This window comes from Kitasatospora sp. NPDC096077 (assembly GCF_040303245.1).
Taxonomy (GTDB): Bacteria; Actinomycetota; Actinomycetes; order Streptomycetales; family Streptomycetaceae; genus Kitasatospora.
Map to the genome: position 1 here is coordinate 19,527 of NZ_JBEOSV010000040.1, position 14,420 is coordinate 33,946.

Consider the following 14,420-nt stretch of genomic DNA (forward strand, 5'->3'; position numbering starts at 1 on the left):
TCACCCTATACCCCACCCGCCCCCGCTGCCGTCCCCCGCGGCCCCGGCGCGGGGGGGGGTGCGGGGGGGGGGGGGCCCGCCGGCCCCGCCCCCGCGGCGGCGCACCGCACCTCACCGCGCGACGGCGAGGAGGCGGCCCGCTCACTCACCCGGACGGACGGTCCCGACGGGCCGTCCGTCCGACCGGCCCGAACCCTGGAGGGAAGGCGCGGTTTCGAGGAGGCGGACATGCTGCAGGGGTTCAAGAAGTTCATCATGCGCGGGAACGTGATCGATCTCGCCGTCGCGTTCGTCATGGGCGCGGCCTTCGTGGCGGTGGTCAACAGCCTGGTCAGCGATCTGCTGACGCCGCTGATCGCCGCGATCTTCGGCAAGCAGGACTTCTCCGCGCTGACCTTCACGCTGAACCACAGCACCTTCAAGTACGGCGCCTTCATCAACGCGCTGATCGCGTTCGTGCTGATCGCGGCCGCGCTCTACTTCGCCGTGGTGGCGCCGCTGAACCACCTGGCCGAGCGCAAGCGGCGCAAGGCCGGCCTGCCGCCGGTCGAGGAGCCGCTGACCGAGGTCGAACTGCTCACCCAGATGCGCGACCTGATGCGCAACCCGCCGCCGAAGGCCTGACGGTCCGACGGTTCCCGGCCCGCCCCGTTCGCACGGGGCGGGCCGCTGTGGGTTGCGGAAGGATTCGGCGGGTCGGGCGGGCCAGCCGGGTCAGCCGGTGCGGAGACCGTGCGCCCTGGCGGAGTCGTCGCCGAGCCGCACCCGGGTGGCGGGGACGACCACGTGCTCGACCGGGAAGACGTCGACACCGAGCGGCTTGCGTGCCCGTACGAGCAGCGAGACCCCGGGCAGCGCCTTGACCGGCAGGTGGCGTTCGGCCGCGATGACCGCGCGGAGCACCCGGTTGACCAGCCGGGGCACGTCGTCCAGGTCGCTGCCCGTGCTCCTGCGACGGCGCCAGGCGGCGGCCGGCCGGAGCAGCACGTTCCAGCTGTGCATCGACTCGATCACGCTGCCGCTGGCGGTCACCAGCTTCCGCAGGGTCTCCCGGCTGTACCGGCGCACATGGCCGACGGCTTCGTCATGGGCCGACCACAGTCTCATGTCGCAGGGCACGGCGATCAGGGCCAGCCCGCCGGGGCGCAGCACCCGGTAGATCTCGGCCATCGCCCGGTCGTCCTCGACGATGTGTTCCAGGACGTCGAAGGCGACCACCAGGTCGACGGTGCCGCTGCCGACCGGCAGCCGACGGGCGTCGGAGCGGATCGTGGCCAGTCCGCGCTGCCGGGCGATCCGTGCGCCCTCGGGACCGTACTCGACGGCGACGCCCTTCCAGCCGTGGGCCCGGAGCACCCGGGTGTTGCCGCCCGCGGCGGCGCCGATGTCCAGCGCCGTACCGGTCCGGCCGATGCCGGCCAGTTCCCGGGCGAGCAGAGCGCGCCGCTCCCGGTACCACCAGTGGTGGTCCTCCAGCGCTGCCAGCTTGCCGACCTCGGCGCCTTCCACGGCTTCTCCTTCCTCGGGGTGCCCTCGTCGCGATCGCCGCTGCCGGCACCGGGTGGGGGCACCAGGGCCGTGGAGCATTCCGGCGGCGTCCGTGCGCTCCGGGCCGGTAGCGGCGCTCACGGTACGTTCCGGGCCCCGGTCGGGCCGCGGATCGGTCGCCGAGCGTGCTGTGTCGGCGGGATTTTTCATCCTGATGCCGCAGGGTCGCCGATCCGCACGGACCGCTGTCCGCTCCCCGGGTACGCGGACCTCCGTGCCTGCCCGCTAAGCAGGTACATGCCCTTAATGAACGGTTGTGTTCCCTATTCCCCGGGTCTACCGTCGGTACAGGTACAGGTGAACGGGTCCGCCCCCCGGTCCTCGTTCACCCCCGGAACCCATTGGGGGACCTGCCATGGCCTCTTCGCGCGCCCTGGCCGAGGCTTCGCCCGCGACCGCCCGTCGGGGCCAGCACCCAGGGATAGCACTCACCGTCATCGCGGCCACCCAGCTGATGGTGGTCCTCGACATCACGATCGTGAACATCGCCCTGCCGCACATCCAGCAGGCGCTGAAGTTCTCCACCACCGACCTGTCCTGGGTCATCAACGCCTACACCCTCACCTTCGGCGGCCTGCTGCTGCTCGGCGGGCGCGCCGGCGACATCCTCGGGCGCCGCCGGGTGTTCATCGTCGGCGTGCTGGTCTTCAGCCTGGCCTCGCTGCTCGGCGGGGTGGCGCAGTCCTCCGCCTGGCTGCTGGCGGCCCGGGCGCTGCAGGGGCTGGGCGGGGCGATCGCCTCGCCGACCGCGCTGGCGCTGATCGCCACCAACTTCAGGGAGGGGCCGGAACGCAACCGGGCGTTCGGGGTGTACTCCGCCGTCGCCGGTGCGGGCGGCGCGGTGGGTCTGCTGCTCGGCGGCATGCTGACCTCCTGGCTGTCCTGGCGCTGGGTGCTGTTCGTCAATGTGCCGATCGGCATCGCGATCGCCCTGCTGGCGCCGCTCTACATCAACGAGTCCGAGCGCCACCCCGGCCGCTTCGACCTGACCGGCGCGTTCACCGCCACCGGCGGCATGGTCTCGTTGGTGTACGGCTTCATCCGGGCCTCCGACCACGGCTGGACGGACACCGTCACGCTGACCGCCTTCGGCCTGGCCGTCGTCCTGCTGGCAGCCTTCCTGGTGAACGAGCGGCGGGTGGCACAGCCGATCACCCCGCTGCACCTGTTCCGCGAGCGCAACCGCTCCGGCGCGTACGGGCTGATGCTGTGCGTCTCGGCGACGATGTTCAGCATCTTCTTCTTCATCACCCTGTTCGTGCAGAACATCCTCGGCTTCAGCCCGTTGCGGGCCGGGTTCGCCTTCCTGCCGATCAGCGTGGCGATCATCGCCGCCGCCCAGTTCGCCGCCCGCAACCAACTGCGCTGGGGGCCCAAGCCGTTCCTGGTCGCGGGCTCGCTGCTGGTGCTGGGCGGGGTGATCTGGGCGACCCGGATCGACATCCACAGCAGCTACGCGGGCGGCATCCTGGGGCCGACCCTGCTGTTCGGCCTCGGAATGGGCTCGATCTTCGTCCCGGTGCTGCTCACCGCGGTCTCCCGGGTGGCCCCGCACGAGACCGGCGCGGCCACCGGAATGCTCAACACCACCCAGCAGGTGGGCGGTTCGCTCGGACTGTCGATCCTGGTGACGGTGTACGGCACGGCGAGCCGCAACGAGGCCGGGCAGCAGGTCGCGGCGTTCCTCCGGCAGGCCACCCCGGCGCAGGCCGCCGAGTTCAGGGCGAGCGGGACACTGCCGGCGCCGTACTCCTCGGAGGTGCTGGTGCACGGCATCGCGACCGCCTTCCAGATGGGTCTGGTGTTCACGTCGCTGGCGGTGCTGATCGCGGTGTTCGTCATCAAGGTGCGGCGGGCGCCGCAGGCCGCGCCGGTCAGCCCTTCGGGGGGCGGTACTTGACAGGGCGTCGGGGCGTCCAGGAGAGTCGCTTGTGCAAACGGTTTTCATCTTCGTTAGCCGTTCGTCAGCCATTCGCCGGCTCTTCGCCGGCCCCTCGGCTTCCCCGCCCGCGCACCCGTGAAAGAGGACCTCCATGTCGCTCGACGTCTCCCCCGCCCTGCTCGACCAGGCCCGCGACGGCCGCGTGGACGAGGCCGACTTCCTCGACACCGTCCACGCCTCGCTCCCGTACGCCTACCAGGTCGTCGCCGGACTCAGCACCGAACTTGCCGACGGCGAAGCCGAGTTCACCACCGACAACACCACCCCCAGCGACGAGCAGCGCGCCCAGCTGCTGCGCGCGCTGGCCAGCAACGCGATCCGCGGCAGCCTGGAGGACCACTTCGGCGTCAAGCTCGCCTTCGTCAACTGCCACCGCGTCGGCGCCTTCCGGCCCGGCTCCGAGGACAGCGAGGCGTACCGCGAGTTCACCTCGCTGCACAACCAGATCCGCAACCAGAGCCCGGAGCTGCGCAGTTGCTGATCCGGCGGCCCGCTCGGCCCCGTCCGTCACGACGGGCGGGGCCGAGCCCCGCATTCGGCCCGGATGTTGCGCCGTGTTGCCGTGGATTGCCCCGCGTTGCGGCCCGTTTCACCGCCTTGTCCGGATCGCCCGCCGATCTTGTCGAACCGCCGGCGGCCTGCGTACGTTCGACGGGCACCACCCGTCCGGCCCCGCCCGGGGCCGCCAGCTGCCACGCGGAGCCGCCACCATGCCGCCCACCCCACGCCCGCTGCGGAAACTCGGCTTCCTCACCATCGGCCTCTTCGACGAGGCCGACCCGCGCCGGGGCCACGAGGACACCCTCGACCTGATCACCCTCGGCGAGCAGCTCGGCTTCGACAGCGCGTGGCTGCGCCACCGCCACCTCCAGTACGGGATCTCCTCCCCGCTCACCGTCCTGGCCGCCGCCGGTCAGCGCACCAGCCGGATCCAGCTCGGCACCGCCGTCACCCCGCTCGGCTGGGAGAATCCGCTGCGGCTCGCCGAGGACCTCGCCACCGTCGACCTGCTCTCCGGGGGCCGCCTCAACCCCGGCTTCAGCGTCGGCCCGCCCACCCACTACGAGCACGTGCGCGGCGCGCTCTACCCCGACACCGGCGACCGCGAGGACTTCGGCCAGGGGCGCGCCGAACGGCTGCTCGCCCTGGTCCGCGGCGAGGACGCCTCCGACTTCGCCGGCACCGAGGGCATCGAGGTCTACTCGCGCCGCGTCCAGCCGCACTCCCCCGGCCTGGCCGACCGGCTCTGGTACGGCGCCGGCAGCCTGCGCTCGGCCCGCTGGGCCGGCGAGCAGGGCCTCAACCTGCTGACCAGCAGCGTGGTCAAGCCCGAACCGGCCGCTCCCGTACCGGCCGCTCCCGAACCGGCCGCTCCCGTAGCGGACTTCGCGGAGATCCAGGCCGAACAGATCCGCGCCTTCCGCGCCCACCACCCCGACGGCGAACGCGCCCGGGTCTCCCAGGGCCTGGTGGTCATCCCCACCGACAGCGCCACCCCCGAGCAGCGCGCCAAGTACCACGCCTACGCCCTCGCCCGCACCCCGCGCACCCTCGCCCCGCAGGGTCCGGCCGGACTGCTCTTCGCCCCCGACCTGGTCGGCAGCTCGGAGGAGCTCGCCGAGCGGCTGCACGCCCACGCGGGCTACCGGGAGGTGGACGAGGTCGCCTTCGCGCTCCCGTTCTCCTTCGACCCCGAGGACTACGTGCAGATCCTCACCGACCTCGCCACCCATCTCGGGCCCGCCCTCGGCTGGTCCCCCTCGGCCCCACCCGGCGCGGACCGCTGAGGACACCCGGGGCTCGGGACCGGGAGCGAGGCCACGGGCCCGCCGGGACGCATCCCCGGCGGGCCTCCCGTCCCCCCCGACCGCGGGTCACGCCGCAACCGGGCCGGGCCCGTGCGCGTCCCTGCGGGTACGACCGACTCGTCGACTTCATGGGGGGAACCATGACCGGACCGCACGACGCCGTACCCGCCTCCGAGCCCGGCCCCGTACCACCGCCCCGGCCGGCGGCACCACCCCGGCCGGCCGTACCGTCGCTGCAGCCGTGTCCGACCTGCGGGCTCGCCGACCAGGTCCGCAGTGTGGCGGCCGAGTACCGCGCCGGGCTGACCGTCGAGACCGTCCGGACCCGCCGGGACGACCGGTGGCGCACCGAGACCCGCGAGGTGGCCAGCAACCTCGCCCGGGCCCTGGCACCCGCCCCGGAGCGGCACCCCGAGCGCATCCCGGGCGCACTCGGCGCCGTCGCCCTGTTCGGGGCGGGCTTCCTGTACTTCACCGCCGACTCCCAGCGCGACTTCGAGACCTCCCGGGACAGGCTCCTCGCGGGCAGCAGCCTCCTCGACCCGTCCGCCCCCTCCGAAGCCGACTCCCTCCAGCTGTACTCCGGCCTCGCCCTCCTCCTCGCGGTCGTGCTGCTCGCCACCGCCCTCCTGCTCCGCGTCTCCACCAACCGCGCACTGGCCGGACGCCCCCACGCCGAGCGCCTCTGGTCCACCGCCTGGTACTGCTCCCGTTGCGGCACCGCGCACTTCCCGCCCACCGCCGGCCAGGGAACGGGCCCGCTCAGCCTCCAGGAGTTCCGGCACCGGGTCTGGACGGCGGGCGGCTACGGCCATCTCGCGGAGCGCCACCGGGCGTAGCGGGGGAGGCTCCGCACTGACCCGCCCCGGGGTGGGTCAGGCGAAGTGCCGGACGGTCGCCGGGTCGGCCGGCGCGTACGGGTGCCAGTCGGGCACGGCGGGGCGGCCGGTGGCGGTGAAGGTGGCCGCCGCGTGGGAGAAGGCCCGGCCGAGCGCTCGGGCGGCGGCGGTGGGGGCGTCGTCGGGGATGCCGAGCATGGGGCTGGCCGGGTAGGCGTCCAAGGCGTCGAAGAAGAAGGGGAGTTCGACGCAGTGCGCGGCCCCCAGGCGGGCGGGGTCGTCGGCCGGGGCGTAGTCGAACCGGTAGACGTAGACGGGGTTTCCGGCCGCGGCGTGGTGGTCGGCGATGGCGAGGGTGCCGTCGCCGAAGAGGAGTTCCGTACTGAGTTCGGTCAGCACCTCGCTCGGCGCCGCGTCCGGACGCCGGGCGGCGATGCGGTCGAACCGCGCCGCACCGTCGGCGAGTTGGCCGGCGGCGATGGCGCGGGCCCGGTCGGCGGTGATGGTGCGGATGCGCGGGTCGAAGGCGAAGAAGGCCGTCATCTCGTTCCGGGTGGTGCCGGTCAGCAGCTCCTTGCCGTCGAGGCGGCCGTCGGCCAGGGCCTGCTGCCAGGTCGTCGGCATGCCGCTGCCGCCGAGGACGGGGTACATCGGCGGAGCGACGTTGCCCGCGCGGGAGAGGTCCTGGGAGAGCCGGTCGTAGCCGGCCAGGAGGTGGTCGACCGGGAGGGCGCGCAGCGCGGCGGGCAGGTCCCGACGGCCGGTCAGCCCGAGCAGGTCGAGGTAGCGGCGGGTGTGGTCGGCGGCCTCGCCGGGGTCCTGCGGGGCGAGGCCGAACGGGCCACTCTGGGTGATCAGGCGGCTGATCTGCGGGCCGGTGACCGGGGAGAGGGCGAGGTGGAGGGCGGAGAAGGCGCCGGCCGACTGGCCGCCGACGGTGAGCCGCCCGGGGTCGCCGCCGAAGGAGGCGATGTTGCGCCGCACCCAGGCCAACGCCGCGGCCTGGTCCTGCACGCCGAGGTTCTCGATGCCGTGCTCCGGGAGGTGGAGGTAACCGAGCGGGCCCAGGCGGTAGTTGGCGGTGACCACGACGATCTCCCCGGCGGCGGCCAGCCTGCCGCCGTCGTACCAGTCCCAGCCGCCGGAGCCGCTGGTGAACCCGCCACCGTGGAACCAGAGCAGGACCGGGAGGGCGCGCGGGGAGGCGTCGGCGATGGACAGGCGCGGGGTCCACACGTTGAGGGTCAGTGAGCCGTCCTCGTTCCAGTCCGGCGTGCGCGGGCCCATCACCGCTTCCAGCCGGGAGGGACGTTGCGGGACCGCCGGGCCGGGGGCGGCCGCCTCGCGCGGCTCCGGCCAGGCCGGGGGCGGCGCGGGCGCTGCGAAGCGCCGCTCCCCCACCGGCGAGGCCGCGTACGGGACACCGCGGAACGCGGCCACGCCGTCCCGTACGGTGCCGCGGACGCGGCCGGACTCGGTGGTCACGACGGGGCGCTCGGTCAGGTCCATGGGTATCGCCTTCCTTGTTCCTTGCCGGTTCCTGGCGAATCCGGTCTATCGTCGGACGGCGGAAAGCGGCGAGGACTGGCACTCCGATGCGTGATGTACGCCAGTAGTCATGAGATTCTGCCGGATGTGGGACAGCCGAGAACCGAACTGGACGACACCGACCGCCGGATCGCCGCCGTACTGATGGCGTCCCCGCGCGCCTCCTGGCGCACGGTCGCCGAGACCCTGGGCCTGTCCGAACGCACCGTCGTGCGCCGCGCGACGCCGCTGCTGCACGACGGCACGCTGCGGCCCACCGCCGTACGCAACCCCGACCGCTTCCCGCACCTGATCCCGATGGCGTTGCGGATCCGCTGCCGTCCCGGCCGGGTCGGAGCGATCGCCGCGGGGCTCGCCCGCCGGCCCGACACGGTGTGGATCGACGTCCTCGGCGGCGGTGACGAGATCAGCAGCGTGCTCTTCCTGGACGGCCCCCGGGCCCGCACCGCGCTGCTGCTGCGCGACCTGCCCGCCACCGCCGACGTCCGGTCCTGGGACGCCTACGACCTGATGAAGGTCTTCCCGGCCGGATTCGTCTGGAGCGCCGGGCTGTTGAGCACCGAGCAGTTCTCCTCGCTCACCCCGTTCCCGGACGAGCCCGCCGCCGCGCCCGCGATCCAGCCGCTGGACGAGGCGCTGATCGACCAGCTGATCGTGGACGCCCGCACCGGCTTCGGTGAGTTGACCGCCCGGCTGGGCACCTCGGCCTCGACCGTGCGCCGTCGCCTGGACCAGCTCACCGCCGGCCACATGCTGCGGCTGGCCTGCGAACTGGACCTGCGGCTGCTGGGCATCGACACCGAGGCGCTGCTCTGGATCGCCACCGGCCCCGGCAGCCTGGAGGCGGTCGGGCAGCGGCTGAGCCGCCATCCGCAGGTGCGGTTCGCGGCGGCCACGACCGGAGCGGCGAACCTGCTGGTCGCCGTCGCGGCCGAGGACCTCGGCGGGCTCTACGCCTTCCTGACCGGCACCGTCGGCGCGATCGACGACCTCCGCGGCCTGGAGGTCACCCGGATCCTCAGCACGGTCAAGCGCACCGGCCGGATCCGCCCGCCCGAGGCGTGACGCCCGTCCGGCCGGCGGGCCCGACCGCCGATGAGCGGTCAGTCCCCCTGGGACCAGGCGGCGACCGGGAGCGACAGGTAGATGCCGAAGTCGTCCAAGCCGGTCGCGGCGCGGAGGTTCGCGTGGAGGGTGTCCACCCGCTCCTGGCGGTCGGCCGCCCGGCTGGCGAACCACTTCGACTTGATCTCGATCACCAGCGGCAGGCCGCTGCGGTCCAGCGGGCCCAGCGGCCGGAAGCGGACCTCGACATCGCCGGGCTGCAGGTCGCCGTCGTACGGCTCCTCGGGGCACTCCACGGCCAGGGAGACCAGATGGGGCAGCACGGCACCCAGTTCGCGGAGTAGGGCCTCGGGCACGGTGGGGGCATGGGTCACGTCGACGAGCGGCATACCCGACACTCTAGGGTGCCGAGCGGATCCCGGTGCTGCAACGGCCCGTCCGGGAGCAGGACTTCGCCGGCTACGACCAGCGCGGCTGGCCCGACTGGCGGAGGCGCCGGAGCGGCCTTCCGCGTGGAGGCGCGGGAGGCCGCTCCGGTTCCGACTCAGCGCCCCGCCGGGCTGCTGAGGGCGGTGAGCGGGCCGGTCAGCTCCGCGATCTCGGCGAGGCGGGTGTGCAGCACGTCGCGCGGGACCACCAGGGTCGGTTCGTTGGGCACCAGCCGGTGTTCGGCGGCCAGCCTGGCCCGGCCACCGCCGGTGATGTTGAGCAGGACCGGGGCTTCCGGGTCGACCCGCCCCTCCCGCAGGGCGGTTCGCAGGGCGGCGAGGGCGACGCCCGCGGGGGGCTCGATGTCGATGCCCTCCAGTCGTCCTCGGCGTGGAGCTGCCGATCCGCGACCTGTTCGAGGCGCCCACCGTCGCCACCCTGGCGGCCCGCCTCGACGCCGGACGGCGCACCCGCCCCGCGCTGACCGCCGGCGACCGCCCTGAGGCCCTGCCGCTCTCCTTCGCGCAGCGCCGCCTCTGGTTCCTCGACGAGCTGGAGGGCCCCAGCGCCACCTACAACATCCCGATCGCCCTGCGCCTCACCGGGCACCTGAACCGCGAAGCCCTCGACGCCGCCCTGCGCGACGTCGTCACCCGGCACGAGGTGCTGCGCACGGTCTTCCCGACCGTCGGCGGACAGCCCCACCAGTACGTCCTGGGCGGCGAGGAGCTCGCCTCCCTGCTGACCGTGGTCGACACCGACGAGGCCCGGCTGGCCGAGGAGGTCGCCGCCGCGGCCGCCCACGCCTTCGACCTCGGCGCCCAGCTCCCGCTGCACGCCTGGCTGTTCGCGCTCGACGCGACCGAGCACGTGCTCACCCTGGTCGTGCACCACATCGCCGCCGACGGCTGGTCCCTCGACCCGCTCGCCCGCGACCTCTCCCTCGCCTACGCCGCCCGCACCGAGGGCCGCGCACCCGAGTGGCGCCGACTTCCCGTCCAGTACGCCGACTACACCCTCTGGCAGCAGCGACTCCTCGGCACCGCCGACGACCCCGAAAGCACGCTCTCCGAGCAACTCGCCTACTGGCGAGAGACGTTGGCAGACGCCCCCGAGGAGCTCCTGCTCCCCTACGACCGCCCCCGCCCCGCCGTCGCCACCCACCGGGGCGCCACCACACCCGTCACGGTCCCCGCCGAGGCCCACCAGGCCCTGGCCCGGATCGCACGGGCCGAGGGCGTGACCACCTTCATGGTGCTGCAGGCCGCCCTCGCCGTCCTGCTCTCCCGCCTCGGCGCCGGCCAGGACATCCCCATCGGCACACCGATCGCCGGACGCACCGACGAAGCCCTCGACGACCTCATCGGCTTCTTCGTCAACACCCTCGTCCTGCGCACCGACCTCACCGAGGACCCGACCTTCACCCAGCTGCTCACCCGCGTCCGCGAAACCGGCCTCAACGCCTTCGCCCACCAGGACATCCCCTTCGAGCGCCTGGTCGAAGAGCTGGCACCTGCCCGCTCGATGGCCCGCCACCCCCTCTTCCAGGTCATGCTCGTCCTCCAGAACACCGGTGACGTGACCCTCGACCTCCCCGGACTCCGGGCCGCCGCCCTGCCCTCGGGGCAGAGCGCCGCCAAGTTCGACCTCACCCTGGCGCTGACCGAGGCCTTCGGCCCCGACGGCACCCCGGCCGGGCTCGGCGGCGAACTCCTGTACGCCACCGACCTGTTCGACCCGACCACCGCCGAGGGCATCGCCCGACGCTTCACCTGCGTACTGGCCGCCGCCGTCACCGCCCCCGACCGGCCGGTCACCGACATCGAGATCCTCGACGCGGACGAGCGCGCTCAGCTGCTGACGAAGTGGAACGCCACCACCGCCGAGGTCCCGGTCACCACCCTGACCGGCCTCTTCCAGGACCAGGCGGCCCGGGCCCCCGAGGCCGTCGCCCTGGTCCACGACGGCGGCGAGCTGAGCTACGCCGAGCTGAACGCCCACGCCAACCGGCTCGCCCGGCACCTCACCGGCCTCGGCGTCGGGCCGGAGTCGCGGGTCGCGATCGCCATGGAGCGCACCCCCGACCTGGTGGTGGCCTTCCTCGCGGTGCTCAAGGCCGGCGCCGCCTACCTGCCCGTCGATCCGGCCTACCCGGCCGACCGGATCGGCTACCTGCTGGCGGACGGCACCCCGTCCGTGGTCCTCACCACCAGCGCCTGCGCCGAGGCCGTCGGACGGACCGGCACCGCCGTGGCCACGCTGGTCGTCGACACCGCCGAACTGGTCGTCACCCTGGCCCAGTTGCCGCACACGGACGTCACCGACGCCGAGCGGACGGCGCCCCTGCGTCCGGAGCACCCGGCGTACGTCATCTACACCTCCGGCTCCACCGGCCGTCCCAAGGGCGTCACCGTCGCCCACGCGTCCGTCGTCAACCTGGCCCTGGACCAGCGGAACCGGCTCGGCCTCGGCGCGGGCAGCCGGATGCTCCAGTTCATCTCGCCGTCCTTCGACGCGGCGGTCTCGGAGTGGACGGCCGCTCTGCTGACCGGCGCGGCGCTGGTCCTCGGCAACCGTGAAACCTCCCTCCCCGGGCCCGAGTTGGCCCGGCACGCCGCCGAGCGGCGGATCACCCACGCCTTCCTGCCCGCCGCCGCCCTGCGGGCCCTGCCGGAGGGCGGACTGCCCGTCGGCGCGACCCTGGTGGTCGGCGGTGAGGCGTCCAGCCCGGACGTGGTGGCGCGCTGGTCCGCGCGGCACCGGCTGATCAACGCGTACGGCCCGACCGAGTCGACGGTCTGCGCGACGATGAGCGCCCCGCTGGCGGGGGCCGTGCGGCCGCCGATGGGCCGTCCGGTCGCCAACACCCGGGCGTACGTGCTGGACGAGCGGCTCCGCCCGGTGCCGGTCGGCGTGGCGGGCGAACTGTACCTGGCCGGCGCCGGGCTGGCCCGGGGCTACCACGACCGCCCGGGCCTGACGGCGGAGCGCTTCGTCGCCTGCCCGTTCGGCGCCCCCGGCGACCGCATGTACCGGACCGGCGACCTGGTCCGCTGGACGGCGGACGGCGTGCTCGACTACCTCGGCCGCACCGACGACCAGGTCAAGCTGCGCGGGTTCCGGATCGAGCCCGGCGAGGTCGAGGCCGCGCTGGCCGGCCACCCGGGCGTCGCCCACGCCGCCGTTCTGGTCCGCGAGGACGCCCCCGGCCACCCGCAGCTCGTCGGCTACCTCGTCCCGGCCACGGACGCCGCCGAGGTCGACCCCGCCGAGGTGCGCGCCCACCTGGCCGCCCGACTGCCCGAACACCTGGTCCCCGGGGCGCTCGTGGTGCTCGACGCGCTCCCGCTCACGGTGAACGGGAAGCTCGACCGCCGCGCCCTGCCCGCCCCGGCCCACGCCGGGACCGCCCCCGGCCGGGCGCCGCGCACCGCCCGCGAGAAGCTGCTCTGCGAGCTGTTCGCCGAGGTCCTGGGCCGTCCCGGGGTCGGCCTGGACGACAACTTCTTCGAGCTCGGCGGCCACTCCCTGCTGGCCACCGAGCTGGCCGGCCGGATCCGCTCGACCCTGGGCGTCCGGCTCGGCATCCGGGCCCTGTTCGACGCGCCCACGGTGGCCGGGCTGGCCGACCGCCTCGGCCGGCCCGGGCAGGAGGCGCTCGGCACCCTGCTCCCGATCCGGCCCCGGGGCAGCCGCGCACCGTTCTTCTGCGTGCACCCCGGGCGGGGGCTCAGCTGGTCCTACTGGCCGCTGGCCCGGTACCTGCCCGAGGAGTACCCGCTCTACGGGCTCCAGGCGCGCGGCTTCAACGGCGAGGAGGACCTGCCGGGGACGGTCGAGGAGATGGCGGCCGCCTATCTCGACGAGATCCGCGCGGTCCAGGGCACCGGCCCGTACCACCTGCTCGGCTGGTCCTTCGGCGGGGTCGTCGCCCAGGAGATGGCCGTCCAGCTGCGGAACAGCGGCGAGGAGGTGGCGGCCCTGGTCCTGCTGGACTCCTACCCGACGGGCGAGGCGGCCGAGCAGGAGGACCCCGACCCGGCCGGTCCGGCGGGCGGCGACGGCGACGGCGGCCTCGGCGAGGAGGTCACCTTCGTCGGCGAGCTGTCCGCCGAGGAGCGCGCGATGCTCGAACGGGTCACGCGGAACAACATCCGCCTGATGCTGGAGCACACCCCGCGCAGCTACGACGGCGACCTGCTGCTGGTCGCCGCGACGGTCGACAACCCGCCCGCCGACCGCCCCGGGGAACGCTGGAGCCCCCACGTCCTGGGCACGGTCTCGGAGGCCCATCTGCCCTGCACCCACGACCAGATGTCCCGGCCCGACATGCTCGCCGGCGCCTGGGAGGCCATCGCGGCCTGGCTGGAGGCGCCCGGGTCCGACCGCTGACCACCAGGTGAAGTGCCCTGGCAGACCGGGTCGTTGGAGCCCCGAAGCCCCATCACCCGGGTCCGGCAGGGCACTTCGCCGAGCCGCCGGCTGCTCCGTGCGGGTGGTCCCACCCGCGTCCCCTGACGGGAGGCCTCAAGCGGTCAGGTGCTTCGGCGTCGTGGTGCGCGGGAGCCGGCCGTCGGCGGCCCACTGTTCGACGGCGGCGACGTGGGCCATCGCGGTGGCCGCCGCGAGCGGGGCGTCGCGGGCGGCGAGGGCGGCCAGGATGGCCTCGTGCTCGCGGTGGGAGGAGACGAAGGCGGCGGTGTCGATGCCGCGGATCAACCGGACCCGCTGGGTGCGGGTGGAGACGATCTCCAGCAGGGTGGACAGCACCGGGTTGCCGACCACCGCGACGATGTGCCGGTGGAAGGCCATGTCGTGCTCGATGAACTCCTCGGCGGTCGCGGCGTCCGCGCACCGGTCCAGGACGCCGCGCAGCACCGCGAGGTCCTCGTCGGTGATCCGGGCCGCCGCCAGGGCGGTCGCCTGGGGCTCCAACAGCCGCCGCACCTGGAGGAGTTGGGCCGCCGAGGTGCCGTGGGAGACGTCGGCGGCGAAGGTCAGGCCGTCCAGCAGCAGATGGGGTTCCAGGCTGGAGACGTAAGTGCCGTCGCCCTGCCGGGTGACCAGTATCCGCATCGCGACCAGCGCCCGCACGGCCTCGCGCAGCGAGTTGCGGGAGAGCCCCAGCTGTTCGGCCAGGGCCTCCTCCTTCGGCAGCCGGGAGCCCTCGGGGAGCTCGCCGGAGACGATCATCGCCTTGATCTTCTCAATCGCGTCGTCGGTGACCGCCATCGCAGTGCC

11 protein-coding genes are annotated in these 14,420 nt (G+C 74.0%); 7 read left to right on the forward strand and 4 right to left on the reverse strand.

The window, feature by feature from the left end; genetic code table 11:
• The first annotated feature begins 228 nt into the window (after positions 1–228).
• Positions 229–624, forward strand: a complete 396-nt coding sequence (mscL, locus tag ABTZ03_RS28350; protein WP_350515933.1) for a large conductance mechanosensitive channel protein MscL — start codon at positions 229–231, stop codon at positions 622–624.
• A 90-nt stretch (positions 625–714) separates the two neighbouring features.
• Here the strand turns inward: mscL and ABTZ03_RS28355 are convergent, their stop codons facing one another.
• Positions 715–1,509 carry a class I SAM-dependent methyltransferase gene (locus ABTZ03_RS28355; protein ID WP_350515934.1) on the reverse strand — a complete coding sequence of 265 codons (795 nt, stop codon included), beginning with the start codon at positions 1,507–1,509 and terminating at the stop codon, positions 715–717.
• A gap of 394 nt (positions 1,510–1,903) precedes the next feature.
• Here ABTZ03_RS28355 and ABTZ03_RS28360 point away from each other — a divergent pair, with 394 nt between their 5' ends.
• The 4 genes from ABTZ03_RS28360 to ABTZ03_RS28375 all read left to right on the forward strand — a co-directional run bounded on the left by ABTZ03_RS28360 (position 1,904) and on the right by ABTZ03_RS28375 (position 6,137).
• Complete coding sequence (locus tag ABTZ03_RS28360) at positions 1,904–3,448, forward strand: MFS transporter (RefSeq protein WP_350515935.1); 1,545 nt, start codon at positions 1,904–1,906, stop codon at positions 3,446–3,448.
• Positions 3,449–3,581: 133 nt separating this feature from the next.
• A complete protein-coding gene (locus ABTZ03_RS28365; RefSeq protein ID WP_350515936.1) occupies positions 3,582–3,971 on the forward strand; it encodes an SCO5389 family protein in 390 nt (129 codons plus the stop codon).
• A gap of 229 nt (positions 3,972–4,200) precedes the next feature.
• Complete coding sequence (locus ABTZ03_RS28370) at positions 4,201–5,277, forward strand: LLM class flavin-dependent oxidoreductase (RefSeq protein WP_350515937.1); 1,077 nt, start codon at positions 4,201–4,203, stop codon at positions 5,275–5,277.
• A gap of 161 nt (positions 5,278–5,438) precedes the next feature.
• Complete coding sequence (locus tag ABTZ03_RS28375; RefSeq protein WP_350515938.1) at positions 5,439–6,137, forward strand: hypothetical protein; 699 nt, start codon at positions 5,439–5,441, stop codon at positions 6,135–6,137.
• Between the two features lie 36 nt (positions 6,138–6,173).
• Here the strand turns inward: ABTZ03_RS28375 and ABTZ03_RS28380 are convergent, their stop codons facing one another.
• Positions 6,174–7,646, reverse strand: a complete 1,473-nt coding sequence (locus ABTZ03_RS28380; RefSeq protein ID WP_350515939.1) for a carboxylesterase/lipase family protein — start codon at positions 7,644–7,646, stop codon at positions 6,174–6,176.
• Positions 7,647–7,772: 126 nt separating this feature from the next.
• On the opposite strand from ABTZ03_RS28380, the gene ABTZ03_RS28385 reads away from it, so the two are divergent.
• Positions 7,773–8,750, forward strand: coding sequence for an Lrp/AsnC family transcriptional regulator (locus ABTZ03_RS28385; RefSeq protein ID WP_350515940.1), 978 nt, complete (start codon positions 7,773–7,775; stop codon positions 8,748–8,750).
• 38 nt (positions 8,751–8,788) lie between these two features.
• On the opposite strand, the gene ABTZ03_RS28390 is transcribed toward ABTZ03_RS28385, so the two are convergent.
• Positions 8,789–9,139, reverse strand: coding sequence for a hypothetical protein (locus ABTZ03_RS28390; protein ID WP_350515941.1), 351 nt, complete (start codon positions 9,137–9,139; stop codon positions 8,789–8,791).
• Positions 9,140–9,569: 430 nt separating this feature from the next.
• Here ABTZ03_RS28390 and ABTZ03_RS28395 point away from each other — a divergent pair, with 430 nt between their 5' ends.
• A complete protein-coding gene (locus tag ABTZ03_RS28395; protein ID WP_350515942.1) occupies positions 9,570–13,571 on the forward strand; it encodes a non-ribosomal peptide synthetase in 4,002 nt (1,333 codons plus the stop codon).
• A gap of 135 nt (positions 13,572–13,706) precedes the next feature.
• Here ABTZ03_RS28395 and ABTZ03_RS28400 read toward each other — a convergent pair whose 3' ends face one another.
• Positions 13,707–14,411 (reverse strand): FadR/GntR family transcriptional regulator, encoded by a 705-nt coding sequence (locus tag ABTZ03_RS28400; RefSeq protein WP_350515943.1) that lies wholly within the window; start codon positions 14,409–14,411, stop codon positions 13,707–13,709.
• Positions 14,412–14,420: the final 9 nt, after the last annotated feature.